This window comes from Aquabacterium sp. (assembly GCF_044226965.1).
Taxonomy (GTDB): Bacteria; Pseudomonadota; Gammaproteobacteria; order Burkholderiales; family Burkholderiaceae_C; genus Pseudaquabacterium.
The window spans coordinates 1-24,190 of the sequence record NZ_JBGAGA010000086.1 but is presented as its reverse complement, the minus strand read 5'-3'; the positions used below and the strand labels follow the sequence as shown (position 1 = coordinate 24,190).

The window sequence follows — 24,190 nt, the reverse complement described above, 5'->3', positions numbered from 1 at the left end:
TACTACGGCACCTACTGGGTCAAGCACCTGTCGGAGATCATGCTGGTGGACCAGGTCTACGAAGGCTTCTGGATGAAGCCGGCCTACCGCATCCCGGACAACGACTGCGCCTGCATCGAGCCCGGCACCACGCCGGCGGCCACGCGGCCGATCGGCCGCTTCACGGTGCGCTCGTTCATCACCTCGCTGCAGGACGGCGCGCGGCTGCGCGCCGGCCAGGCCGTCGTCGTGCGCGGCATCGCCTTCGACGGCGGCCAGGGCATCCGCGAGGTGGCGTACTCCACCGACGGCGGCCAGAGCTGGCGGGGCGCCACGCTGGGCGCCGAGCTGGGCCGCTACTCCTTCCGCGAATTCACCTTCGGCTTCACGCCGAGCGCGGGCCAGCACGACCTGCGCGTGCGGGCCTGGAACCGTTCGGGCCAGAGCCAGCCGATGGAAGCGCTGTGGCAGCCCGCGGGCTACATGCGCAACGTCGTCGAATCGGTCAAGGTCAGCGCGGCCTGAAGGAGCACCCGTGATGAACACCAAGCTCGTCCTCCTGGCCACCGCCTGCGCGCTGGCACTCGGCCTGGCCCTGCCCTCGCGCTCGAAGACCATCCAGCTGCCGCCCGACGGCACGCAGCTCAAGGCCAGCGCGCTGCCCGGCTATGCCAAGGCGCAGGGCAACTGCGTGGCCTGCCATTCGGCCGAGTACATGCTGTACCAGCCGCCCACCGCGCCGCGCCCCTACTGGGACGCGATGGTCAAGCGCATGAAGCAGGTCTTCAACGCACCGATCAACGAAGCCGACATGCCCGAGATCGTCGACTACCTGGTCAAGACCTACGGCAACGAGCAGCCGCGCTGACGCCGGCCAACGCGCCGCCCTTCAGCGCGGCCGGCGCCCGGTGAACCGCGCCATGCTGCGCGTGATGCCGAAGAAGCGCATCAGCGCGTCGAAGGCGCGCGGCGGCAGGGCCCGCGCCAGCAGCGCGGCGATCACGAAGCGCGGGATCAGCAGGCGCCGGCGGTCGGTCTCGATCGCCCGCACGATGCGCTCGGCCACGTCGTCGGCCGCCAGGATCGGCAGCAGCCGGGGGAAGCGCGTGCGCACACCGGCGAACATGCCGGTGTCGATGTAGTACGGGCACACCAGCGTGGTCACGATGGGCACGCCGCGCTCGGCCAGCTCCTGGCGCAGCGCCTCGTCGAAGCCCACCACCGCGAACTTGCTGGCCGAGTAGTCCGCCAGCCGCGGCACCGCGGCCAGCCCGGCCGCCGACGAGATGCTGACCAGGTGGCCCGCGCCTCGCGCCAGCATCGCCGGCAGGAAGGCCCGCGTGGTGCTGAACAGCGCCAGCGTGTTGACGCGGAAGGTGCGCTCGATCTCGTCGTCGCTGCTGTCCAGCAGCGAGCGGCCGTTGACGATGCCGGCGTTGTTCACCAGCACGTCCACCGGCCCGCAGTCCTGCAGCACCCGCGCCGCGGTGGCGACGATGGCCTCGCGCTGGGCGAGGTCGCAGCCGTAGACCTGCACCGTGCAGCCGCCCGCGGCCAGTTCGGCGCGCAGGTCCTCGAGTGCGGCCGCCGTCAGGTCCCACAGCACCAGGCGCGCGCCGCGGGCGGCGATCTTGCGCGCCATCAGCCGGCCGATGCCGCTGGCGGCGCCGGTGATCAGCACGGTCTTGCCGGCCAGCGCGGTCATCGGCCCCTCCGGCGCGGTGGCATCATTCCACGGTGATCTTGCGCTCGCGGATCACGCGGCCCCAGGTGGCCGATTCGCGCGCGATCTCGGCGCCCAGTTCGTCGCGCGTGCCGGGCTGCGGCGGCATGCCGTGCTGGTTGAGCTCGGCCACCACCTCGGGCGACTTCAGCACCTTCACCAGCTCCTGGTTCCAGCGCTCGAGGACAGGCCTGGGCACCTTGGCCGAGGCGACGAAGGCGTACCAGTTGGTCGCGCTGTAGCCGGGGAAGCCGGACTCGGCGATGGTCGGGATGTTGGGCAGCTGCGGAATGCGCTTCGGGCCGGTGGACGCCAGCGGGATCAGCTTGCCCGATTCGATGTGCGGCTGCGCGGTGGACAGCGTGGAGTAGTAGGCCGCCACGCGCCCGCCCAGCAGGTCCTGCAGCGCCGGCGCGCCGCCCTTGTAGGGCACGTGCAGCGTGTCGATCTTGGCCATGTCGTTGAGCAGTTCGCCGGCCAGGTGCGAGGCCGAGCCGGCGCCGGTGGACGCGTAGTCCAGCTTGCCGGGGTTCTTGCGCGCGTAGTCGATGAACTCGGCGAAGGTCTTGATCTTCAGGCCCGCATGCACCACCAGCACGTTTGGGAAGTTCACGCCCATGGTCACCGGCGCCAGGTCTTTCACCGGGTCGTAGGGCAGCTTCATCAGGTGCGGCGCGATGGCCAGCGGGCCGACCGAGCCGAACAGCAGCACCGAGCCATCGGCCGGGCCGGTGGCGGTGTACTGGTGCGCGATGTTGCCGCCGGCACCGGCCTTGTTGTCGATGACCACGGTGAAGCCGGTGTTCTCGGCCAGCTTCTTGCCGATGATGCGCGCAGCGGTGTCTGCCGCGCCACCGGCCGCGAAGCCGACCACGATGGTCAGCGTCTTGCGGGCCGGCAGGTCCTGGGCCCGGGCCCCGAAGGGCAGCAGGCCGGCCGCGCTGGCAGCGCCCAGCAGCGTGAACTCGCGTCGTTGCATGGTGTGTCTCCTGGTTCAATCGGCGCCCAGGCCGACCGGGTTGGGTTGCCGTTTCTCGACCGCATGGCGCAGCAGCGCGGCACCACGGTACACCCCATGGGCGAACTTGCCATAGGGCATGGTGCAGAACAGCGCCATCACGCTGCCCAGGTGCGCGCACAGCGCCAGCGGCAGCGCCGCCGTGCCGCGTGCGCCCCAGACCGCGAAGCCGGTGGCGGCCGTCAGGAACAGCAGTGCGATGAAGCCCAGGTCCATCGGCCGCTGGGCGGGGTCGCCGTGCAGCGGGTGGCGGCTGCGCTGCAGGCGCCACAGCCCGGCGCAGCCGGCCATCAGCATCAGTCCGCCGGCTGCGCCCAGCAGCTTGGGCAACGCGGGCAGCGCATAGGGCGCCGGCCAGCCGAGCAGGTAGTGGAACAAGGTTCCGCTGGCCGTGGCCGCGAAGCACAGCAGGAAGCCGTAGAACACCAGGTGGTGGCAACGCCGGCGGGCATGGGTCCAGGCATCGCTGTCGTTGTGGCAGCCCTCGCCATGGCCGCCGTCCAGGTAGTGCAAGGTCAGCACGTCGTGCGTGGCTTCGGCGGCCGCAGGCCAGGAGGCCGGCGCGCCACTGCTGGCCGGCGTCACGCCGCGCAGGAAGCGCCGCAGGCCCATCGCAAAGGCCAGCACGACGAAGCCGAACACCGGTGCGAACAGCGCCACCAGCAGCCCGTGCGGGAACACGCCGTAGAAGCCGTTGGCCGGCGCCTGCCACAGCGTGCCGTGGCGCCACAGCGCCAGCGCCAGGAACAGCGCGAGGCCGATTGCCAGCGCGAGCGCCAGCACCAGCCCGTTGCGCTGGTACAGCGCGCCCAGCGCCGGTGGCCAGGCATGCGCGACATAGGTCTGGCGGCGCACGCGCGCCATCGCCCGCGGCACGTTCACCGCAAACTCGTGCGGCGGCGCGTACTGGCAGGCATGCAGGCAGGCGCCGCAGTGGTGGCACAGGTTGGCCAGGTAGTGCGCGTCGGCGGCATCGAACTGCAGCCGCCGCGTCATGGCCGGGAACACCGCGCAGAAGCCCTCGCAGTAGCGGCAGGCATTGCAGATCTGCATCACGCGGGCCACCTCGGCCACGTCGGCCACATCGGCGCCTGCAGCGACGTTCGGCAGGCCCGGGCCGGTGGCCAGCGCGCGGGCCTCGGCCGTCAATCGTTCAAGCGCCTGCATCGGCCCACTCCGGTTGAAGGGCGGCCTGGGCCGCCCGGGTGCCCGCGATGCGGCCGAACGCGGTGCCGATGGACATGCCCACGCCCGCGGTGTAGCCCTGGCCCAGCACGTTGCCGGCCATCATCTCGCCGGCGACGAAGAGGTTGGCGCTGCGCTGACCCCCAAAGTGCACGGCCGCGGTCTCGTCGGTACGCAGGCCCAGGTAGGTGAAGGTGACGCCGGGCCGCAGCGCGTAGGCATGGAAGGGCGGCCGGTCGATCGGCCGCGCCCAATGCGTCTTGTCGGGCTGCAGGCCTTCGGTGCGGCAATCGTCCAGCACCGTGTGGTCGAAACGGCCCGGGCGGCAGGCACGGTTGTAGTCGGTGATGGTCCGCACGAACACGGTCTCGTCCAGGCCGATGCGCCGCGCCAGCTCGGGCAGGGTGTCGGCCACCACGCCGGGAAACACCGGCGGCATGAAGTGGCCGATGGCCTGGGCATCGATCACCGACCAGGCCGTCTGCCCCGGCTGCTGCGCCACCAGCCGGCCCCAGATGGCATAGCGCTTGGGCCAGAAGTCCTCGCCCTCGTCGTAGAAGCGCTGCGCGTCGCGGTTGAGCACCACGCCCAGGCTGACGCAGTCGATGCGGGTGCAGATGCCGCCGTCGTACAACGGCGCGCGCGCATCGATGGCCACCATGTGGGCCTGGGTCGGGTCGCCGATCGCATCGGCCTGGTGGTCTTCGAGCAGGTGGCGCAGCAGCACGCCCTGGTTGAAGCGCGTGCCGCGGATCAGGAAGTTGTCGGCTGGCCATTCGCCGCGTGCGTTGCGGCCCCAGGCCGCGCGCAGCCAGTCGCGGTTGGACTCGAAGCCGCCGGCGGCCAGCACGCAGGCGCGGGCGGTGATGCGCCGGTCGCCCGACCACGCGGCGACGAAGCGGCCGTTGTCGAGCTCGATGCGCTGCACCGGCGACGCGTAGCGCACCTGCACGCCCAGCGCTTCGGCGCTGCGGTAGTAGGCATTGACCAGCGCCTTGCCGCCGCCCATGAGGAAGGCATTGGTGCGCGCCACATGCAGCGCGCCGGACAGCGGTGGCTGGAAGCGCACGCCATGACGACGCATCCAGTCGCGGCAGGTAGCCGAGGCGCGGATCGTCAAGCGTGCCAGCGCCTCGTTGGTGCGGCCGCCGGTCACCTTCAGCAGGTCCTGCCAGAACTCCTCTTCGGGGTAGGCCTCCACCAGCACGTCCTGCGGCGCGTCGTGCATGCAGCGCAGGTTGCGGGTATGGGCCGAGTTGCCACCGCGCCATTCCCGAGGCGCGGCCTCCAGCAGCAGCACGCGGGCACCGGCCTCGCGCGCCATCAGCGCGGCGCACAGGGCCGCGTTGCCGCCGCCAATCACCAGCACATCGGTGTCCATGGGAATGTCGCGCGCCTGGCGCGGGGTTCGGGGATCGAAGCCCGCATTCTGGCCAAGGCCGATTGAATCGATAAATGCAAAGAACTGATCGATTGAGGCCTGGGCCGCATCATTTCAGGTCTTGAACACGGTCTTGGTCACCAGCTGCCGGAAGGCCTCGGCCGCCGGCGACAGCGCGGCGCCCTGCCGCTGCAGCAGCACCACCTTGCGCCGCACCACCGGCTGCGTCAGCGCGAGCCGGCGCACGCCGGGGCGGTCGCCCTCCTGGAAGGTGGAGGCCGGCAGGATGGCCACGCCCACGCCGGCGGCCACCAGGTTGATCGCGGTGGCGTGGTGCTGCACCTCGTACTGTCCCTGCAGCCGGAGGCCGCGCTTGGCCAGCTGGTAGTCCATGAACACGCGCGTGGCGGTGAAGCCGCTGACACTGACCAGCTCCGCATCGCGCAGGTCGGCCCAGCGCGCCGCGCCGCGCGCCAGCAGCGGGTGCGGCGCGCGGCACAGGAACACCAGCGGGTCGGCGAACAGCACGCGCTCGGCGAGCTCGGCATGCGACTCGCCCTGCACCGCGATGCCCAGCTCGGCCCGGCCCGACAGCAGCGCCTGCCGCACCTCCTGCGACGAGCCGTCGTGCAGCTGGAAGCGGTTGCCCGGATGCAGCTGCGCATAACGCCGGATCAGCTCGGGCAGCACATGCGTGGTCATCGACGGGATGCAGGCCAGCACCACCTGCCCGCTGCCGCGGCGCGACATGTCCTTCAGCCGCTCCACCGCCTGCGTCATCTGCTGCACGATGGCGCGCGCCTGCGGTAGGAACTCGCGCCCGACCACGCTGAGCTCGACGCGCCGCGTGGTGCGGTTCAGCAGGGTCAGCCCGAGGTAGGCCTCGAGCTTCTGGATGCGGCGCGACAGCGCCGTCTGCGTCAGGTGCAGCTCGCGCGCGGCGCGGCTGAAGCCGCCGCGCTCGGCCACCGCCACGAAGGCCTGCACGCCGTCGAAATCCATCTTCATCGCATCGCTCCAGGTGGGCTGGAGGAGGATGATGCCGCGGCGCACCGGCGCGGGCCGGGCCGGGCCCGCCCGCCCGCCGGCTTACACGAAGCCCACGAACTTGCTGAACGGCATTTCGCGCAGCCGCTGGCCGGTGGCCGCGAAGATGGCCGCGGCCAGCGCCGGGGCGGCCGGCGGCACCGGCGGTTCGCCCACGCCACGGATGTGCGGGTCGTTCTCCAGCCCGCGCACCGCGATCTGCGGGCATTGGTCCAGGCGCATGCCTTGGAACTGCGGGAAGTTGCGCTGCTGCGCCATGCCGTCGGCATAGGTCGTCTCGCAGTTCATCGCATGACCCAGGCCCCAGACCACGGCGCCCTTGACATGGTTGTCGAAGTTCACCGGGTCGACGACGCGGCCGACATCGAGCGCGACGAAGACCTTGTCGATGCGGATGCCCTTGTCGGTCTTGGTCACCTCCACCACCTCGGCCACCGGCACGCCGAAGCTGTCGACGAAGGCCAGGCCGCGGCCACGGCCGGGCGCCAGCTTGGCGCCCCAGTTCGACATCTCGCCCACTGCTTCGAGCACCTTGCGCGACACCGCATGCGTGCACAGGCGCAGGCGCTCCTGCAGCGGGTCGGCGCCGGCGGCATGGATCAGCTCGTCGAGGAAGGCGCTGGCGAAGAAGCCCTGCGTCGAGGCGCCCACCGAGCGCCAGGAACTGGTCGGCGCCAGCTCGGGCACCTGGTAGGCCCGCATGCGCAGGTGCGGCACCGCGAAGGGCTGGTTCCAGGCGCCGGCGGCGAGCTGGCCGTCCGCCCCCGGCGGCTTAGCTTGTCCCAGGCGCTTGGCCTGCGAGGCCGACGAACTGACCGTGGCCACCTGCAGGTCCAGCGCATGCACCTGGCCGTTCTTCACCACGCCCTTGCCGCGCGCCATGCCGATCTGGCGCGGGAAGTCGTGCGCGAAGTCTTCCTCGCGCGAGAAAGTGAGCTTCACCGGCGTGCCGCGCAACTGCTTCGCGATCTCGGCGCACAGCGTGACGTTCTCGAACTCCAGCCGGTGCCCGAAACTGCCGCCCGCGTACTGTTGGTGATAGCGCACCTGCTCCGGTTTCACGCCGGCGATGGCCGCCACCTTCTGCTGCACGAAGCGCGGCATCTGGTGCGCCACCCAGACGTCGACGCCGTCATCGGCCACGCGGACGATGGCGTTCAGCGGCTCCAGCGGCGCATGCGCCAGGTAAGGCGCGCGGTATTCGGCCTCGATCACCGGGCCTTCGGCCAGCGCCTGCTCGACCTGGCCTTCGTTGCGCCACTGCTTGTCCAGCCGCTCGGGCGTGAAGCTGGCGGCCACCGCGGCCCAGTGGTCCTTCATCTCGGCCGGGTACGGGGCCGGGCCCCAGTCGCAGTCGATGGCCTTCACGGCCTGGAACGCGCGCCAGCTGTTGTCGGCCACCACCGCGACGCCATTGGTCACCGGCAGGATGTGCTTCACGCCGCGCAAGCCCTTGGCCTTGGCATCGTCGTAGCGATTGAGCGTGCCGCCCTGGCGCGGATTGACCTTGACCGCGGCATGCAGCATGCCTTCCGCCTGTTGGTCGATGCCGTAGCGCAAGGTGCCGGTGGACTTGGCGACGATGTCCAGCCGTTGCATCGGCTTGCCGATCAGCCGCCAGGCCGAAGGCTCGCGCAGCGTCACGCCCTGCACCGGTTCCAAGGTGGCGGCCACCTCGGCCAGTTCGGTGTACTTCAGCGCCTTGCCATCGGGCAGCAGCACCGCGCCGCGCGCCGTCTTCAGCTGCGCCACCGGCACGCCGCTCTGGCGCGACGCGGCGAGCTTCAAGGTCTCGCGCGCCGTGGCGCCGGCCTCGCGCAGCTTGTCGAAGCTGTCGGGCACCGTCGACGAGCCGCCGGTGACCATCAGCCCCATCAGCTTGAACACGCCGCCGATGACGCCGCGCATCGCCTCGGCCGAGGCGCTGGTGTCGTGCGAGTTGAACGGCACCTGCTCGCCGGACAGCGCGCGGTTGTAGTACGCCGGCGCCGGCGTGCCGGGCTCGATGCGGAACTGGCCGAAGTCCAGGTCCAGCTCCTCGGCGATCAGCGCGGCCTGCACCGAGTAGGCGCCCTGGCCCAGGTCGGTGTGCGGCGTGATCAGCGTGATGGCGCTCTTGTCGATGCGCACCCAGGGCGTCAGCGCGGCCGCGCCGGGCTTCAGCCCGTCAGCCAGCGGGTTGGCAAGCGGCTTCTTCACCTGGTAGATGCCGAAGACCACGCCGCCCGCGACGGCGGCAGAGCCGATCAGGAAGCTACGGCGTGCGATGGTGGCGACGCGACCCATGCTCAGGCTCCCTTCAGGTTCTTCGCGGCGGCCTTCACCGCTTCGCGGATGCGCGGGTAGGTGCCGCAGCGGCACAGGTTGGCGGCCATGGCCTGGTCGATCTGCTCGTCGGTCGGCGCGGGCACCGTGGCCAGGAAGGCCGCCGCGGTCATGATCTGCCCCGACTGGCAATAGCCGCACTGCGCCACCTGCAGCTCGACCCAGGCTTTCTGCAACGCGTGCAGCGCCTCCGGCTGGCCGATCCCTTCGATGGTTATCACCGGCGCGCTGACCGCGCTGGCCGGCATCGAGCACGAGCGGATCGCGGTGCCGCCGACATGCACGGTGCAGGCGCCGCAGTAGCCCACGCCGCAGCCGTACTTCGGGCCGGTGATGTGCAGCTCGTCGCGCAGCACCCAGAGCAAGGGCATCTCGGGTTCGACGTCGACCTCGTGGTCGCGCCCGTTCACGTTCAGCTTCATCGTTCGCTCCTGTCGTCGTGGGGGACTGTCGGGGTCAGGCTTCGGTCGCGCCGTTCAGGCCGAAGGTCTTCTGCACCAGCGCCAGGTAGCCGGCGTCGTCGAGCGTCGCGCGCGTCGCCAGCAGCGCCTCGGCATCGGCGCCCGAGACATAGCGGACCTGGTGCGTGCCGTCGGTCGCGGCGGTGAAGATCACGTCGGCCGCCTGGTCGGGTTGGGCATAGCCGCCGCGCCGGCTGGCCCAGGACGCCATCGCCTTGGCCACGTTGGCCGCATAGGGATGGTTGTTGTCGGCAAAGGTCACCGACAGCGAACGGCCGGCGAAATCGGTGGCCACGCCGCCCGGCGCGACGAACTTGGCGCGGATGCCGAACTCGGCCAGCTCGTGGTTCAGGCCCTCGGTGAAGCCGACCACCGCGTACTTGGTGGCGTGGTACAGCGAGTTGAACGGCAGGGTCGTCAGCCCGCCGACCGAGGCCACGTTGACGATCACGCCGCCGCGCTGCGCGCGCATTGCCGGCAAGGCGGCACGGATGACGTTGAACACGCCGAACACGTTGGTCGCGAACTGCCGCTCGATCACCGCGTCGCCGGCCAGCTCGAAGGGGCCGAACAGGCCGAAGCCGGCGTTGTTGACCAGCGCATCGATGCGGCCGAACTGCGCCAGCGTCACATCGACAGCGGCCTGCACCGACGCGCGGTCGGTGACGTCCAGCGCCTGCACCCGCACGTTCGGCAGCCCGGCCAGGTCGCCGGCCTGGCCGACGTCGCGCATCGTCGCCACCACCTGCCAGCCGGCCTGGGCAAAGCGATGGGCCGCGGCCCGGCCGATGCCGGACGAACAGCCGGTGATCAGCACGGTGGGGGTGTTGGATTCGGCATGGGTCGACATCGTCATCTCCTTGGGCGAAAAAAGATTCGGTTAAAAGTCAAAAAAACACGAAGCTTCACGGGCCTTCAGGCCTTGATGGCATCCCAACACAGCTGGAAGGCGCTGGCACGCGTCTTCTCGTTGTCCGGCAGGTCGCCGCGGCTCAGCAGCACGGCGGTCTCCTTGGCGAGGCCCATGATCGCCGCGCCCATCAGCGGCAGCGGCAGCGGTTTCAACTGCTCGCTCTTCTGGCCAGCGGCCAGCAGTTCGAGAAAGGGCGCGGCCATGCGCAGGCCCAGCGCGCGGCTGGTCTCGCTGATGAACTCGGAGTGGTAGAACTGCTCGAGAAAGGCCATCTGGTGCTGGTTCTCGAGGCGGTGGTCGACCATGTTGAGCCAGATGCGGCGCACCCGCGCCTTCAGCGGAGCGGCCGGGTCGTCCTTCAAGGCGTAGCGCGTCATGGTGGCCGTCTTGGCCTTGCGGTACACCTCATCGAGCAGCACTTCGCGCGACTTGAAGTAGACGTAGAGCGTGCTGGTGGCCACGCCCGCTTCGCGCGCGATGTCGGCCAGCGTCACCGAAGAAAGCCCGTGGCGCGCCGACAGCCGGTACACCGCCGCGGCGATGGCTTCGACCTTCCTGTCGTCCTTGGGCTTCATCGGCGGCGATCATACACGAATATTTATTCGGTGAAATCGCCGCCGCCCGGCGCGCCCTCAGTCAGGCAGCGAGAAGGCGTAGAGCTTGTGGTTCGGCGTGCCGAAGCCGAAGTTGCTGTAGCCCGAGCCCCAGAACAGCGTGCCGTCGGCGATGGCCGCGCCCGACAGGCACGAGCCGCCACTGGCATAGCGCCACAGGATGGCGCCGCTGGCGGCGTCCATCGCGTACATCGTGCCCAACGCATCCAGCGAGCAGGCGTAGACCACGCCGTTGGCCGTGGTCACCGGCCCCGAGGGTCCGCCGCCAATGCCGGCCGCGTCGTTCGGGTCGACGGTCTGCCACAGCAGTTGTCCGGTCAGTGCGTCGATGCCGCTCCAGGCACCGCGCACGGTGGGTGCCGACTGGCCCAGCGGTGTCCACGGGACGAAGTTGCTGTTGGAGTCGGCGGTGTAGACGCGCGTGCCGTCAGTGGCCGAACCCCATTGCAGCCCGCCGGTGGTGCCGCCCGGCCCCGCCTGCGTGACCCAGGCGACCGCGCCGGTGTCGGCATCGAGCGCCCAGTATTGCCCGCTCTTCTGCCCTGCGCCGACCAGCTCGACCGGGGCGCCCTTGCCGCCGGTGGCCTTGAACAGGGCCGGGGCCTGGCCGAAGTCGTAGTCGGGCCCGGCCGGCGATGGACAGTTGTCGCCGCCGCCGAAGATGCAGGCCACCGTCCAGGCGTCGTAGGAGATCGCCCGCGTGGCCCAGCGCACCGCACCGGTCTTGATGTCGAGCGACAGGATGCTGTCGAAGTAGTCATCGCCCGGCAGGCACGCGGCGCGCGCGGCGTCGCTGCTGGCCGATGCCACGCAGCTCAACACCGCCGGCGGCACCGAGTAGTTGTTGCCGGTGGCCACGTAGACGGAGCCGCGCTTGGTGTCGACGGCCGGCGAACTGCCCCACACGGAGTTGCCGGTGTAGCCGGTGGGTGCCAGCATCGTCTTCCAGATCACCTTGCCGGTATTGACGTCCAGCGACAGCATGCTGCCCCGGAACGACAGCACATAGCCCGGCGCGAAGGCCGCCAGCGCCTCTTCCTGCGAAGCGACGCCGACGAACACCTGCGAGCCATGCACCGTGGCCGACTGCGTGATGATCGCGGCCGGGTGCGACTCGGCCACCGTGCTCCACACCAGCGCACCGGTGGCCTTGTTCAAGGCCAGCACGCGGCCGCCGGGGCCGCCGCCGGCAAGGATGGAGCCCTGCGTGCCGATGATGACTTTGTCGCCTGCCAGCGCCGGCGTCGCGCGTGCCTTGTCGCCGGGCACGCCGGTCAGCGCGGAGACCGCCACCTTCCACCGCAGCGCGCCGGTCTGGCGGTTCACCGCGTACAGATAGCCGGCCCAGTCAGGCACATAGACCGTGTCTTCATCGACGGCTGGCGTGGCCGACACATCACCGGCAGTGGTCAGCGACCACTTCACCGCCAGGCGGCTGACGTTGCCCACGCCGAGCGTGTGCTCCGAGGGCTGGCTGCGCGTGTTCTGGCGGTCGCCGCCGGCGCTGCCCCAGGAGCTGCCCTGCGCGGCCATCGCGCCCCCGGGCAGGCCAATCGCGACGGCCATCGCCAGCGCCGACAACCCGGTGCCGCGGTCGAACCGGCGGCTCACGTTCTCATCCGACATCTCGATCCCTCGTCCGCGATGCCAAGCAGGATCGGCTGCCGGGCGCGGGCATCGCTACAGCGCTTCGCAACCGTTGCCGGTGGGCCGACCGGTCCCGTGATCGGCGAGGATCGATAGGTACAGCAGTGCCTATCAGACTGCAGCATCGGGCCCGCGTCATCAGGGATAGTCCGCCCCTGATTGGTCCGCATTGGTTGCCTGAACCTGTCATGCAACTCACAATGTTGCATGAACAGGAACAGCCAGTTGTCCGACGTGCTGCACGTGCTGCTGCACATGGCCGAGCGCCCCGATCCCGCCACGTCCGCTGCGCTGGCTGCGGCGATGCACACGAACCCGGTGGTGCTGCGCCGGCTGATGGCCGGGCTGCGTGAAGCCGGCCTCGTCGCGTCCGCCAAGGGTCACGGCGGCGGCTGGGTGCTGAGCTGCCCGCTCGACCGCATCACCCTGCGCGACGTGCAGGCCGCGCTGCGCGCACCGGCACCGGTGTGGCTCGGCTTTCGCGAGGACCGGCCCGCCTGCCCGGCGGCCCAGGCCGTGCAGGCGGCGCTGTCCGCCGCGGCGCAGGCGGCCGAGGCCACGCTGCTCGATCGGCTGGGCGCGGTGACGCTGGCCGCGCTGGCGCGCGAGGCCCGGCGCCGGCGAGCCCGCCGCGCGGCGGCCCGCCGACGCAGCGGTCCTCAACGACCCATCAGCTGAATGCCCCAGAACGTGAGGAAACCGCCGAACAGCACCAGCGTCGAGATCGGCTTCTCCTCGACCTCGTGCGCCTCCATCAGCAGCTCTTCCGTCACCAGGTAGAGCAGCGCGGCCGCGCTGAACGACAGGCTGCCCGCCAGCACGGCCGGTGAAGCGCCGGCGAGCAGCACGCTGCCCAGCACCGCGGTGCCGAGCACCGTCAAGCCCAGCGCCGCGGTGACGCCGACGATGCGCCAGCCGGCGATGCGCTCGGACGCCACGGCCAAGCCCAGGAACAGCAACTCCACCGACAGGCCCAGCGCCAGCACGGTGCCGGTCTCGCCGCCCGCCGCAAAGCCCGCGCCGATGATGAAGCCGTCGGTGGCCACGTCGACGAAGGTGGCCAGCAGCAGCCCGAGCGCCGCGCCCTGCGCCGCGGCGCCGCCGTGCGCCTCGAGCCGTTCGGTACCGAGCTTGAGCAGGTACATGAACACGCTGCCGGCAGCGAAGGCACCGAGCACCACCGACTTCGTCGCGTGTTCCTTGCCGATGTCCGGCAGCAGTTCCACCGCCAGCGCGGCCAGGATGACCCCGGCCGCGAAATGCTGGATCAGGCTGCGCACCGCGTGCGAGGGCTGCCACAGGGCCGCCAGCGCACCGCCCGAGACGGCGACACCGGCCGGGATGGCCATGATGAGCAAGGCGTGGGACAGCGGGGTCATGGGCAGGAACGGGCGGCAGGACCCGGCAGGAGGGTCCCGACATTGCATCCAGAGGCGCGGCGACGGGGGTTGACAAGGCTCAATCGCGCGCACGGTGGCCGCTTCGAGAATGCCCTTTCGATGCCGCCGCATCGCGCAAGCGAACGGCGGCCTCGCACCGCCCTGATGACCGCGCTCGAACTGCTTGCCCTGATCTCGGCTGCATTGCTGGCGCAGCTGGCGGTGGGCATCGCCGTGGTGATCCGGCGGCGCCAGGCCGCGCCGGCCCCCTTGCCAGCGGCCGCGCCGCCGCCGCGGCCCGACCTGGCCTGGGAAGGCTGGCGCGAATTCCGCGTGGCCCAGCGCAGCTTCGAGGATGCCGCACGCTCGCAGTGCTCGTTCTACCTGCAGCCGGTGGATGGCCAGGCCCTGCCGGCCTTCCGTCCGGGCCAGTTCCTCACCTTCTCGCTGGACCTGGGCGCCGGCGCGGCGGACATGGCCGGCGGGCGCAGCCTGACGCGCTGCTACTCGCTGTCGGACCGGCCCGATCCGGCGCAGTACCGCGTCACCATCAAGCGCGTGCCCGCGCCGCCCGATCGACCGGCGCTGCGCCCGGGCCTGTCGTCCACGCACTTCCACGACCATGTCCAGGTCGGCGACATCCTGCGCGTGAAGGCACCGTCCGGCCACTTCTTCATCGACCCGGACCCGGCGCTGCCGGTGGTGCTGATCGGCGGCGGCATCGGCATAACGCCGATGATGAGCATGCTGCGCTGGTGCATGGCCCACCAGCCGCAGCGCGTGGTGCACCTGTACTACGGGCTGCGCAACAGCGACGAGCAGGCCTTCAAGCCGCAGCTGGAGGCGATGGCGGCCGAGCACCCTGCCCTGCGGCTGCATGTGGTCTACAGCCGCCCCGCGCCGACCGACGTGCCGGGGCGCGACTACCAGCATGCGGGGCACGTCGACGTCGAACTGCTGCGCCAGACGCTGCCGCACGGGCGGCACCAGTTCTACGTCTGCGGCCCGCCGGCGATGATGCAGTCGCTGGTGCCGGCCCTGGCCGCCTGGGGCGTGCCGCCGGCCGACATCCACTTCGAGGCCTTCGGCCCCGCCAGCGTGCGGCTGCCCGGCGCGCAGGCCGCGGCCACACCGGCCGCGGGCGGCATCGAGGTCAGGTTCCAGCGTTCCGGGCGCACGCTCACCTGGCACGGCGAGGACGCTTCCCTGCTCGAGTTCGCCGAGCGCCATGGCATCGACGTCACCTCGGGCTGCCGCTCGGGCGGCTGCGGCAGCTGCGAAACACGCGTGCTCGACGGCGTGGTGCAGTACGAGCACGCGCCCGACCATGACCCGGCCGCCGGCCATTGCCTGCTGTGCGTCGGCCGGCCCGCCGCCGCGCTGGTGCTGGAGGCCTGATGCCGCTGAAGGCCCGACTCTTCCGGCGCGAGGTGCTGCCCTTCGTGGCGAGCTTCGCGCTGCTGGCGATCGTCGCGCTGGCGCTCGACGGGCTGCTGCACCTGCTGGACCTGCTGTGGGTGGGCCGCTGGCTGGGCATTCCCGGCACGCTGCTGATCCTGGGCTCCACCGCCTACTCGCTGCGCAAGCACAAGCTCATCCGCAGCGGCCATCCGGCCCGGCTGCTGCGCTGGCATGAAGGGCTGGCCTGGCTGGGCTCGCTGCTGGTGCTGGTGCATGCCGGCGTGCACTTCAACGCCATCCTCGGCTGGCTGGCGGTGTGGGCGATGCTGATCAACGTCGGCAGCGGCCTGACCGGCAAGTTCCTGCTCGACCGCTCGCGGCGACGGCTGGAGGCAGCGCGCCAACGCATGCGCGAGCGCGGCCTGCCCGAGGCCGAGCTCGAAGACCAGCTCTACTGGGACAGCCTGACCTTCGACGCCGTGCGGCAGTGGCGCGTGGTGCACTTCCCGATCACGCTGGCGTTCGCCGTGCTGGCCACGGCGCACATCACGGCCATCTTCCTGTTCTGGGGCTGGCGGTGAAGAAGCGTCCGGTGCTGTGGATCGTCGTCGCGCTCAACCTGGTGGTGCTGGTGGCGCTGGCGTTCCTCTACCCGGCGCTGATGATCAGCCCGGGTCCGCTGGTGCGGGGCCACGAGGAACTGGCCACCGACTGCTTTGCCTGCCACCGGCCCTGGCGCGGCGCCTCGGCGCAGCGCTGCACCGAATGCCATGCGCTGGCCGACATCGGCCTGAAGACCACCCGGGGCGTGCCGATCCCGGCGCGCAGCCTGAAGGTCTCGTTCCACCAGGAGCTGATCGAGCAGGACTGCATGGCCTGCCACAGCGACCACCAGGGCCCCAAGCTCACCCAGCGCAGCCGGCGGCCCTTCTCGCACGCGCTGCTGAAGGCGCCGATGCGCGTGCAGTGCGCCTCGTGCCACGCCGCGCCGCGGGATACGCTGCACCTCAATCTGCAAGTGCAGTGCAGCCAGTGCCATGGCGACCAGGCCTGGAAGCCGGCCACCTTCGATCACGACAAGTCCTTCGTGCTCGATCGCGACCACGCGGCGCCCTGCGCCACCTGCCACAAGAACAACGACTTCAGCCGCTACACCTGCTACGGCTGCCACGAGCATTCGCCGGCCAAGGTGCGGGCCGAGCACCTCGAGGAAGGCATCCGGGACTTCGAGAACTGCGTGGAGTGCCACCGCGACCCGCGCGTGGAGCCCGAGAAGAACCACGGCCGCGAACGCGGCGGGCGCTCGCGCGACTGAGTCACGAGACAAGGGCTTGCGCGCCGCCGGTGCCCCCTCCACGCCCATGAAGCTCGAGGTCCTGCAGGACAGCGGCGCGAACGGGCTGAGCACGGCCCAGGTCGCCGAGGCCCGGCGCACGTTCGGCCACAACGACATCGTGGCGCAGGCCGCCAGCGGCTGGTGGGTCGTCGCGCGCGACACGGCGCGCGATCCGATGCTGTGGTTCCTGCTGCTCACGGCCGGCCTGTTCGGGCTGCTCGGCCAGGCCGCCGAGTCGCTGACGCTGCTCGTCGCGCTGGTGCCGCTGCTGGGCATGGACGCCTTCCTGCACCGGCGCACCTCGGCCTCCTCCGCCGGACTGGCCAGCCGCCTGGCCAGCACGGCGCGGGTGCTGCGCGACGGGCAGTGGCAGGACATCGCGTCGCGCGAGCTCGTGCCGGGCGACCTGGTCGAGGTGACGCCGGGCGAGTACTTTCCGGCCGACGGCCTGCTGGTGGCGGGCAGCGGCCTGCAGGTGGATGAGTCGACGCTGACCGGCGAGTCGCTGCCGGTGGCCAAGCGCGCGCTCGCGGCCGGGACGCCGCTGCGCGACGGTGCGGCCGGCACGCCGCTGCGCGACCGTGCGGCCGACGAACACTGGGGCACCGCCGGCACGCGCCTGCTGACCGGGCGGGCGCAGCTGCGCATCGTGGCCATCGGCGGCGCGACGCGCTATGGCGCGATCGTGCGCTCGGCCACCGAAGGCAGCCATGACGCCACGCCGCTGCAGAAGGCCATCGGCGAGCTGGTGGTCGTGCTGCTGGGCCTGGCGATCGGCATCTGCGTCGTGCTGGCGGCGATCCGCCTGTGGCACGGGCACGGCTGGATCGACGCGCTGCTCAGTGCCGTGACGCTGGCGGTGGCCGCGCTGCCCGAGGAGTTTCCGGTGGTCTACACCTTCTTCCTCGGCGTCGGGGTGTTCCGCCTGGCCCGCCGCAAGGCGCTGGTGCGGCGCGCCGTGGCGGTGGAGAACATCGGCCGCGTGAGCTGCATCGTGTCCGACAAGACCGGCACGATCACCGCGGGTGCGCTGGTGCTGGCCCATCGGACGCCCGCCGACGGTTTCGACGACGACGCGCTGCTGCAGGTGGCCGCCTTCGCGGCCCGGCCCGACAGCGGCGATCCGCTCGACGAGGCCCTGCATGCCGCGGCCGGCAGGCTGCCGCCGATGACGCGGCGGGCCGACTTCCCGTTCACCGAGGCGCGGCGCCGCGAGACGGCCGTGCTGGGCACCGACGGCGGGGCCGCGACGGCCTTCACCAAGGGCGCCCCGGAGACCGTGCTGGCGCTGTGCGGCCTGGCCGAGCCCGAGCGCAGGCGCTGGCTCGCCGAGGTCGAGGCCTTCGCCGCGGGCGGGCACAAGGTCATCGCCTGTGCGCGGCGTGAACTCGGCCCCGACGCGGCCTTCGACCGCGAACCCGACGCCGGCTTCTCGTTCGCCGGCCTGCTGGCCTTCGAGGACCCGGTGCGCGACGGCGTGCGCGCGGCCATCGCCGACTGCATGGCCGCCGGCATGCGGGTAATCATGGTCACCGGCGACCATCCGGCCACGGCCGCCGCCATCGCGCGCGAGATCGGGCTGGGCGGCGCGCAGCCGGTGGTCGTGGTGCTGGCCCCGGACGACGATGCCGGTGCCGCGCTGCGGGCGCAGCGCGGCGTGCACGTGGTGGCGCGCGCCACGCCCCCGCAGAAGCTGGCGCTGGTGCAGGCGCTGCAGGCCGAAGGGGAACTCGTCGCCGTCACCGGCGATGGCGTCAACGACGTGCCTGCGCTGCGCCTGGCCGACATCGGCGTGGCCATGGGCGAACGCGGCACGCGCAGTGCGCGTGAAGTGGCGCCGGTGGTGCTGCTGGACGACAACTTCCGCACCATCGTCGACGCGGTGGCCGAAGGCCGCCAGCTGTTCCAGAACCTGCGGCTGGCCTTTGCCTACCTGCTGCTGGTGCACCTGCCGCTGGTGATCGGTGCCGCCGCGATCCCGCTGATGGACCTGCCGCTGCTGTTCGAGCCTATCCACGTGGTGTGGCTGGAGCTCGTCATCCATCCGACGGCGATGCTGGCGTTCCAGGACCTGCCGCTGGCCGGGCCGCTGGCGCCGGTGCAACGCGACCGGCGGGCCCGCTTCTTCTCGACCGGGACCTGGCTGGCCATCGGGCTGGCGGGCGGGCTCGAGAGCGTGGCCGTGGTGGGGAGCTACCTGCACGCGCTCGGCGCCGACCAGAACGTCGACCATGCGCGGGCCATGGCGCTGGCCGTGCTGCTGGCGGCCAGTGCCGGCACCACCGCGGGCCTGACGGGGCTGCGCCAGGCCACGCCGCGCTGGCTGGTGGCGGGCACCCTGGCCTCACTGGCGCTGCTGGTCCAGGTGCCGGCGCTCGGCCGGCTGCTGAACCTTCAGCCGCTGCACGGCAGCGACTGGGCGCTGGTGGGCGCGACCTTCGCGGCCGTCGCGCTGGTCACCCGGGCCCTGGCGGCACGCTCGGGGCGAGACGCCGCGTGAGCCGCTCCTCCGGCGCCGGCGCGGCATCCGGCGGCGCCAGCGCGCCGCGGCCGGACTCGCTGCCGACGAGGTAGACCGGCCGCTGCTTCACTTCCTCGAAGATGCGGCCGACGTACTCGCCGAGGATGCCGATGGACAGCAGCTGCACGCCGCTGAAGAACATCAGGCTGGCGACCATCGTCGCGTAGCCCGGCACCGGGTGGCCCTGCTGGAAATGCTCGACGACCACCCAGGCACCGTAGCCGAGCGCGCCGAACGCGATGACCGCCCCAGTGCCGCTCCACACCCGCAGCGGCATGTTGGAGAAGGCGGTGATGCCGGTCAGCGCCAGCCGCACCAGGCGCCGCATCGAGAACGAGCTGCGGCCCGCCTGCCGCGGCCGCGGCGTGTAGGGGATCATGCGCGCGTCGAAGCCGACCCATGCGTACAGGCCCTTCATGAAGCGGTTGCGCTCGGGCAGGGAGCGGAGCGCGTCGACGACCTTGCGGTCCATCAGCCGGTAGTCGCCGGCGTCCGGGGGAATGCGCACCGGGGAGCCGGCATTGGCCAGGCGGTAGAACAGCCGCGTGCCCAGGCGCTTGACCAGCGACTCCTCCTCGCGCGACTGGCGCACGGCGCTGACCATGTCCGCGCCGGCGCGCCAGGTCGCCAGCATCTGCGGCAGCAGCTCGACCGGGTGCTGGCCGTCCGCGTCCATCAGCACCACCACGTCGCCGTCCGCGCGGTCGAGGCCGGCGCTCAGCGCGGCTTCCTTGCCGAAGTTGCGCGACAGGCGCACGTAGCGCACGCCTGGCCGCGTCAGCCACGGCGCGACGGCCTGGGGCGTGGCGTCGCGGCTGCCGTCGTCGACGACGATGAGCTCCCAGCGCTCGGTCAGTTCACGCAGCGCGGTCGTGACCGTGGCCAGCAGGGTCGGCAGGTGGCTGGCCTCGTTGAAGGCCGGCACGACCACGCTGACGCCGGGCCTGCTGGCGCGCCGGGCCACGAACAGGCCGGTCGTCGTCATGGGGCCACCCCGCGGGCGGCACCCACCCACCGGCCGATGACGGCCCCGGCCGGGCCGACGGATCGCAAGGTCTTCATGCTGCGCTCCCAGGGCCGCACACAACGAAGGCAAGATAGTCGCGCCGGTCCGGCGTACCCTTGAGCATTCGCAATCCGGCCCGCGCGGCCGATGCCGCGGCCCCTTGTCGACAGGAGACCCACGATGCCCAGCAAGAACACCATCTGCCTGTGGTACGACGGCGGCGCCGAGGAAGCGGCCCGCTTCTACGCGAGGACGTTTCCGGACAGCGCCGTGACCGCCGTGCACCGCGCGCCGGGCGACTACCCCGCGGGCAAGCAGGGCGACGTGCTGACGGTGGAGTTCACCGTGATCGGCATTCCCTGCCTGGGGCTGAACGGCGGGCCGATGGCCAGGCACAGCGAGGCCTTCTCGTTCCAGGTGGCCACCGACGACCAGGCCGAGACCGACCGGCTGTGGCACGCCATCATCGACAACGGCGGCCAGCCCAGCGCCTGCGGCTGGTGCAAGGACAAGTGGGGCCTGTCGTGGCAGATCACGCCGCGCGTGCTGTCGGCCGCCATCACGCACCCGGACCAGGCGGCCGCCAGGCGCGCGTTCGAGGCGATGATGGAGATGACCAAGATCGACATCGCGAAGATCGAGGCGGCGCTGCGCGGTTGACGCTGCCCCGCGCCGGCCCGGCGCCGGCGCAGCGGGGCACGACAGCCCTTCAGTTGCTGGCGACGAAATGCACGGCCAGCGCCAGCGCGATGAAGGCGAGCAGGAAGTTGAGCCAGACGCCCATGCTGGTCCAGTAGCCGCGCGGGATCTCCTGGTGGCCCAGGCCTTGCAGCACCCTGCGGAACTGCAAGGCCGACACCGCGGACACGGTGCCTCCCATCAGCAGCAGGCCCACCCCCACCCACAACGAGAAGCCGCGCTGGCTCTCCGACGCGACATGCGTGCCCATCATGCGCAGGAAGAGCCCGAAGCGCTCGACGACGAAGCCGAAGCCCATCAGGGCAATGGCCGTGCGTTGCCAGGCCAGCAGGGTGCGCTCGGCTGCGAACAGCACGCGCGGATCGTCGAGGTAGGACATGGGCAGCGAGGGGCGAAGGACGGACAACCCGCCGACGAACACCGCCGACCGGGCCGCCCAGTATCTCGCGCCGCGGCCTGGCGACCGCGTGGCGCCTGGCGCCGCGCCCGCCGCGAGCCCACCCGCCGCTACTTCTTCAGCCCGCTGCAGGCGTCCCGGCGCGGCTGCGGCAGCGGCTTGCCGCCGCGTTCCTTGGCGCGCGCGGCCATCTGCTCGTGGTGCTGGTCCATGTAGGTCTTGCACTCGTCGTAGGTCTTCATCGAGCGCATGCGGTCGCGGTGCTCGGTGCGTTCCTGCGGCGTCATCATCGACCAGCCGGGCGTGTAGTTCGATCCCCAGCGCCCGGCGCCGTGGCCGGCACGGTGGCCCATGCCCATGCCCATGCGCGGCGCGCTGGCCCCCGGGCCCGCACCCGGCCCCGCGCCCGGCCCAGGCCCCGGGCCGCTGGCCGGCTGGGCCACCGCCGTGCCAAGGGCGGCGGCGAAGATCGACAAGGACAAGATCGTGCGAATGCGTTGCATGCCATGCTCCCGGTGTCCAGACACAGTGCGCGCACGATAGCCAGCGCCGGGGTCAGGACCGTTGCGCTGGCGCAAGCGCGGCAGCCAGCGCGACGGCGCAGGCCGCCAGCGCCCACACGATGACGGCACCCGAGGGCAGGTCGGCCAGCGCCGACAGTGCCAGCCCGATCGCATAGCCGGCGGCCCCGACCGCATAGGCCGCGAGCAGCCGGCGCCGGCCGCCGAGCCGCCGGGTGCCGAGCGCCGGAATGATCAGGCTCGAGAACACCAGGTACACGCCAACCAGTTGCACCGAGGCCGTCACCGCCACCGCGAAGGCGGCGTAGAAACCGAAGCGGCCGAGCCGGCCGACCCAGCCGAGCACCAGCGCCACCAGCAGCACCGCGGTGACACCGCCCAGCGCCAGCAGCCGCGGCGTGTCGACCCACAGGATCTGGCCGACCAGCAGGTCCTTCAGGTGCTCGCCGCCATGCGGGTTGCCGGCCAGCAGCAGGATGCCGGCGCAGGCGGCCAGGATGAAGAGCACGCCGATCAGCGCCTCCTGCTGCTGCGGCGCGCGCCGCTCGGTCCAGGTCAGCAGCGCGGCGCCCAGCAGCGCGGCCCCCACCGCCGCGGCCTGCACCGCCACGCCGCCTTCGGGCAGGCCCGCGGCGTCCGCGGCAATCACGCCCAGGCCGGCGATCTGCGCGATCGCCAGGTCGATGAAGACGATGCCGCGGTCGAGCACCTGCATGCCCAGCGGCACGTGCGTGGCCAGCACCAGCAGGCCGGCCACCAGCGCGGGCCCCAGGATGCCCATGTCGAGCGCGCTCCAGTTCACGGCTTGCCCCCGGCTGCGGCGAGCAGGCGCGCCACGGTGTCGTCATACAGGCCGAACAGGTCCTTCGCGCCCTCGCTGCCGCCCACCGTGAACGGCAGCTTCGCCACCGGCACGCCGGCATTGCGGCTGAGCCACTCGGCGGGCTTGCCGTCCTGGTAGGCCGCGTAGATGACCATGCGCGCGGGCCTCGCCTTCAGCGTGGCCAGCACCGTCTGCAGGTGCGCGGCGCTGGGCTCGACGCCAGGCTTGGGTTCGAGCACCGCCACCTCCTGAAGGCCCAGCCAGTCGTAGAGGTAGACGAAGGCCTTGTGCTGCGAGACCACGGCCAGGCCCTTCAGCGGCGCGGCCTGCGCAGTCCAGCGCGCCATGGCCTGCTTCCAGCGCTGCGCGAAATCGGCGTGGCGCTTGTCGTAGTCGGCCGCATGCGCGGGGTCGACCTGGGCCAGCCGCGTGGCCAGCACGTCGGCCACCGCGCCGATGTTGCGCGGATCGGTCTGGATGTGCGGATTGCCCGCGGCATGCACGTCGCCCTGCGAGCGATCGAGCGCCGTGGGGATCTCCAGCTTGCGCACGAAGTCAGCGGCCGCGAAGTGGCCGGGCTGGCCCGGCTGCACGCGCGCGTTGCCCGACTGCTGCAGCAGCACCGGCAGCCAGCCGATCTCGAGTTCGGCGCCGGTGCACACCACCAGGTCGGCGTTGCGCGCGCGGGCGATCAGGCTGGGCTTGGCCTGGATCTGGTGCGGGTCCTGCAGCGCGGTGGTGGCCACCGCCACATCGACCAGCGGGCCGCCGAGTTCCTGCGCCAGCGCGCCCCATTCGGGCTCGCAGGCGAACACGCGCAGCGCGGCCTGCGCCGGCGCGGCCAGCAGCAGCAGCGGCGTCGCGAGCAGGGGAAGGAGGAGTTTGCGAAGCACTTGCATGGTGGGTTCCTTGACGATCAGTAGCTGTGCGCACCGTGCGCGCCCAGGCTCATCTGGTACTGCAGGAAGATCTGCTGGTCGGTCGCGCCTTCGCGCGCGCGGTCCTGCGCGAACTGCAGCCGCAGGCGCGAGAACTCGCTGGCGCTGAAGTCGACCATCAGGCTGTTGCGGCCGGGCCGGAAGCCGCTGGCCAGCGTGGGCAGGCCATCGGTGCGGCCGGGGTCCAGGCGCTCGGTGCGCAGGCCCACGCGCCAGCGTGGCATGAACTGCCACACGCCCTGCAGGTACCAGCCCGATTGCACGGCCCGCCTGGCGGCCGTCATGTCGAGCGTGCCCTCGCGCGTGCTGCGCAGGACCTCGCCCTGCAGCTTCAGGTTCTGCCGCGTCGCATTGCCGCCCGGCGCCCACTTCCACACCGCATCGGCCACCCAGACCCGGGTGCGGCCGGTGAAGCGCTGGGTGAGACTGCTGTTGTCGCCCAGGCTGGTCGTCAGGTCCAGGTCGTCAGCCTTGGCCTGCAGCACCGACAGGCCGGCGCGCCAGCTGTGGCTGTCGCCCACGTCGCCGCCGGCATGCAGCGCCAGCGCGGCCATGCCGGCGCCGTTGCGGCCGCTGTTGCTGCCGGGATAGCTGCGGCCCCGGCCCAGTTCGCCGGCCAGTTCCAGGTACAGGTCGGTCGGCGCGATCCAGGCCAGTTGCACGCCGTCATCACCGAACTGCGTGCCCAGCAGGGCCTGGTAGGCCAGCGGGTTGTCGACGAAGTCCCAGGTGTGCGCATGCTGGCTGTTGAGGTAGCCCACGCTCGAGAAGAAGCGGCCGGCCTTGAACGTGAGGCCGTTGCCGAGCCCGGTGGTCTGCACCCAGGCCTCCTCGACCGCGACCGTGTCGTCAGGGCTCAGCGAGATGTTGGCCGCG

23 protein-coding genes and 2 pseudogenes are annotated in these 24,190 nt (G+C 71.6%); 8 read left to right on the top strand and 17 right to left on the bottom strand.

The annotated features are described in order from the left end of the window. Positions 1 to 504 (top strand): annotated as a pseudogene (locus ACILR4_RS25660) (oxidase); the annotation flags it as partial. A 13-nt stretch (positions 505 to 517) separates the two neighbouring features. Beyond that, on the top strand, positions 518 to 847 hold the full coding sequence (locus ACILR4_RS25655) for a cytochrome c (protein WP_395703740.1): 330 nt from the start codon (positions 518 to 520) through the stop codon (positions 845 to 847). 21 nt (positions 848 to 868) lie between these two features. On the opposite strand, the gene ACILR4_RS25650 is transcribed toward ACILR4_RS25655, so the two are convergent. The 10 genes from ACILR4_RS25650 to ACILR4_RS25605 form a co-directional block, all read right to left on the bottom strand. Continuing rightward, a complete protein-coding gene (locus tag ACILR4_RS25650; protein WP_395703739.1) occupies positions 869 to 1,684 on the bottom strand; it encodes an SDR family oxidoreductase in 816 nt (271 codons plus the stop codon). 22 nt (positions 1,685 to 1,706) lie between these two features. Next, positions 1,707 to 2,681 carry a Bug family tripartite tricarboxylate transporter substrate binding protein gene (locus ACILR4_RS25645; RefSeq protein WP_395703738.1) on the bottom strand — a complete coding sequence of 325 codons (975 nt, stop codon included), beginning with the start codon at positions 2,679 to 2,681 and terminating at the stop codon, positions 1,707 to 1,709. 15 nt (positions 2,682 to 2,696) lie between these two features. Further along, positions 2,697 to 3,887, bottom strand: a complete 1,191-nt coding sequence (gene tcuB, locus ACILR4_RS25640) for a tricarballylate utilization 4Fe-4S protein TcuB (RefSeq protein ID WP_395703737.1) — start codon at positions 3,885 to 3,887, stop codon at positions 2,697 to 2,699. Continuing rightward, the gene (gene tcuA / locus ACILR4_RS25635; RefSeq protein ID WP_395703736.1) at positions 3,874 to 5,286 is read right to left on the bottom strand and encodes an FAD-dependent tricarballylate dehydrogenase TcuA; all 1,413 of its coding nucleotides are present in this window, start codon (positions 5,284 to 5,286) and stop codon (positions 3,874 to 3,876) included. Before tcuA ends, tcuB begins: the two co-directional genes overlap by 14 nt. Positions 5,287 to 5,400: 114 nt before the next feature. Continuing rightward, entirely contained in the window at positions 5,401 to 6,294 is an 894-nt protein-coding gene (locus ACILR4_RS25630) for a LysR family transcriptional regulator (protein WP_395703735.1), read from the bottom strand. 81 nt (positions 6,295 to 6,375) lie between these two features. Continuing rightward, complete coding sequence (locus tag ACILR4_RS25625; protein ID WP_395703734.1) at positions 6,376 to 8,619, bottom strand: molybdopterin cofactor-binding domain-containing protein; 2,244 nt, start codon at positions 8,617 to 8,619, stop codon at positions 6,376 to 6,378. Positions 8,620 to 8,621: 2 nt separating this feature from the next. Beyond that, positions 8,622 to 9,080 (bottom strand): (2Fe-2S)-binding protein, encoded by a 459-nt coding sequence (locus tag ACILR4_RS25620; RefSeq protein ID WP_395703733.1) that lies wholly within the window; start codon positions 9,078 to 9,080, stop codon positions 8,622 to 8,624. Between the two features lie 34 nt (positions 9,081 to 9,114). Continuing rightward, entirely contained in the window at positions 9,115 to 9,969 is an 855-nt protein-coding gene (locus ACILR4_RS25615) for an SDR family oxidoreductase (protein WP_395703732.1), read from the bottom strand. 65 nt (positions 9,970 to 10,034) lie between these two features. Continuing rightward, entirely contained in the window at positions 10,035 to 10,607 is a 573-nt protein-coding gene (locus ACILR4_RS25610) for a TetR/AcrR family transcriptional regulator (protein ID WP_395703731.1), read from the bottom strand. A gap of 57 nt (positions 10,608 to 10,664) precedes the next feature. After that, complete coding sequence (locus ACILR4_RS25605) at positions 10,665 to 12,257, bottom strand: PQQ-binding-like beta-propeller repeat protein (RefSeq protein WP_395703730.1); 1,593 nt, start codon at positions 12,255 to 12,257, stop codon at positions 10,665 to 10,667. A gap of 243 nt (positions 12,258 to 12,500) precedes the next feature. On the opposite strand from ACILR4_RS25605, the gene ACILR4_RS25600 reads away from it, so the two are divergent. Beyond that, a complete protein-coding gene (locus ACILR4_RS25600) occupies positions 12,501 to 12,971 on the top strand; it encodes an Rrf2 family transcriptional regulator (RefSeq protein ID WP_395703729.1) in 471 nt (156 codons plus the stop codon). Here ACILR4_RS25600 and ACILR4_RS25595 read toward each other — a convergent pair. After that, positions 12,953 to 13,672: a ZIP family metal transporter gene (locus ACILR4_RS25595; RefSeq protein WP_395703728.1), complete on the bottom strand. Its 720-nt coding sequence runs from the start codon at positions 13,670 to 13,672 to the stop codon at positions 12,953 to 12,955. The genes ACILR4_RS25600 and ACILR4_RS25595 overlap by 19 nt on opposite strands. A gap of 165 nt (positions 13,673 to 13,837) precedes the next feature. Between ACILR4_RS25595 and ACILR4_RS25590 the strand changes: the two genes are divergently transcribed. From ACILR4_RS25590 to ACILR4_RS25575, 4 genes are read left to right on the top strand one after another with little or no spacing between them, the layout of a single operon-like run. Next, positions 13,838 to 15,070 (top strand): 2Fe-2S iron-sulfur cluster-binding protein, encoded by a 1,233-nt coding sequence (locus ACILR4_RS25590; protein ID WP_395703727.1) that lies wholly within the window; start codon positions 13,838 to 13,840, stop codon positions 15,068 to 15,070. Next, on the top strand, positions 15,070 to 15,654 hold the full coding sequence (locus ACILR4_RS25585) for a hypothetical protein (RefSeq protein ID WP_395703726.1): 585 nt from the start codon (positions 15,070 to 15,072) through the stop codon (positions 15,652 to 15,654). The genes ACILR4_RS25590 and ACILR4_RS25585 overlap by 1 nt, the downstream gene beginning before the upstream one ends. Next, positions 15,651 to 16,388: a cytochrome c3 family protein gene (locus tag ACILR4_RS25580; RefSeq protein WP_395703725.1), complete on the top strand. Its 738-nt coding sequence runs from the start codon at positions 15,651 to 15,653 to the stop codon at positions 16,386 to 16,388. Before ACILR4_RS25585 ends, ACILR4_RS25580 begins: the two co-directional genes overlap by 4 nt. A 46-nt stretch (positions 16,389 to 16,434) precedes the next feature. Beyond that, complete coding sequence (locus ACILR4_RS25575) at positions 16,435 to 18,909, top strand: cation-translocating P-type ATPase (RefSeq protein WP_395703724.1); 2,475 nt, start codon at positions 16,435 to 16,437, stop codon at positions 18,907 to 18,909. Here ACILR4_RS25575 and ACILR4_RS25570 read toward each other — a convergent pair. Then, a complete protein-coding gene (locus tag ACILR4_RS25570) occupies positions 18,866 to 19,915 on the bottom strand; it encodes a glycosyltransferase family 2 protein (protein ID WP_395703723.1) in 1,050 nt (349 codons plus the stop codon). The genes ACILR4_RS25575 and ACILR4_RS25570 overlap by 44 nt on opposite strands. Positions 19,916 to 20,116: 201 nt before the next feature. On the opposite strand from ACILR4_RS25570, the gene ACILR4_RS25565 reads away from it, so the two are divergent. After that, positions 20,117 to 20,596 carry a VOC family protein gene (locus ACILR4_RS25565; RefSeq protein ID WP_395703722.1) on the top strand — a complete coding sequence of 160 codons (480 nt, stop codon included), beginning with the start codon at positions 20,117 to 20,119 and terminating at the stop codon, positions 20,594 to 20,596. Positions 20,597 to 20,645: 49 nt separating this feature from the next. Here ACILR4_RS25565 and ACILR4_RS25560 read toward each other — a convergent pair whose 3' ends face one another. From ACILR4_RS25560 to ACILR4_RS25540, 5 genes and pseudogenes are all read right to left on the bottom strand, one after another. Next, positions 20,646 to 21,014: a YidH family protein gene (locus ACILR4_RS25560; protein ID WP_395703721.1), complete on the bottom strand. Its 369-nt coding sequence runs from the start codon at positions 21,012 to 21,014 to the stop codon at positions 20,646 to 20,648. Positions 21,015 to 21,142: 128 nt separating this feature from the next. Then, positions 21,143 to 21,535 (bottom strand): hypothetical protein, encoded by a 393-nt coding sequence (locus ACILR4_RS25555; RefSeq protein WP_395703720.1) that lies wholly within the window; start codon positions 21,533 to 21,535, stop codon positions 21,143 to 21,145. Between the two features lie 52 nt (positions 21,536 to 21,587). Next, on the bottom strand, positions 21,588 to 22,355 hold the full coding sequence (locus ACILR4_RS25550) for a metal ABC transporter permease (RefSeq protein WP_395703719.1): 768 nt from the start codon (positions 22,353 to 22,355) through the stop codon (positions 21,588 to 21,590). Beyond that, on the bottom strand, positions 22,352 to 23,275 hold the full coding sequence (locus ACILR4_RS25545; RefSeq protein WP_395703718.1) for a metal ABC transporter substrate-binding protein: 924 nt from the start codon (positions 23,273 to 23,275) through the stop codon (positions 22,352 to 22,354). Before ACILR4_RS25545 ends, ACILR4_RS25550 begins: the two co-directional genes overlap by 4 nt. A 17-nt stretch (positions 23,276 to 23,292) precedes the next feature. After that, a pseudogene (locus ACILR4_RS25540) lies at positions 23,293 to 24,190 on the bottom strand (hypothetical protein); the annotation flags it as partial.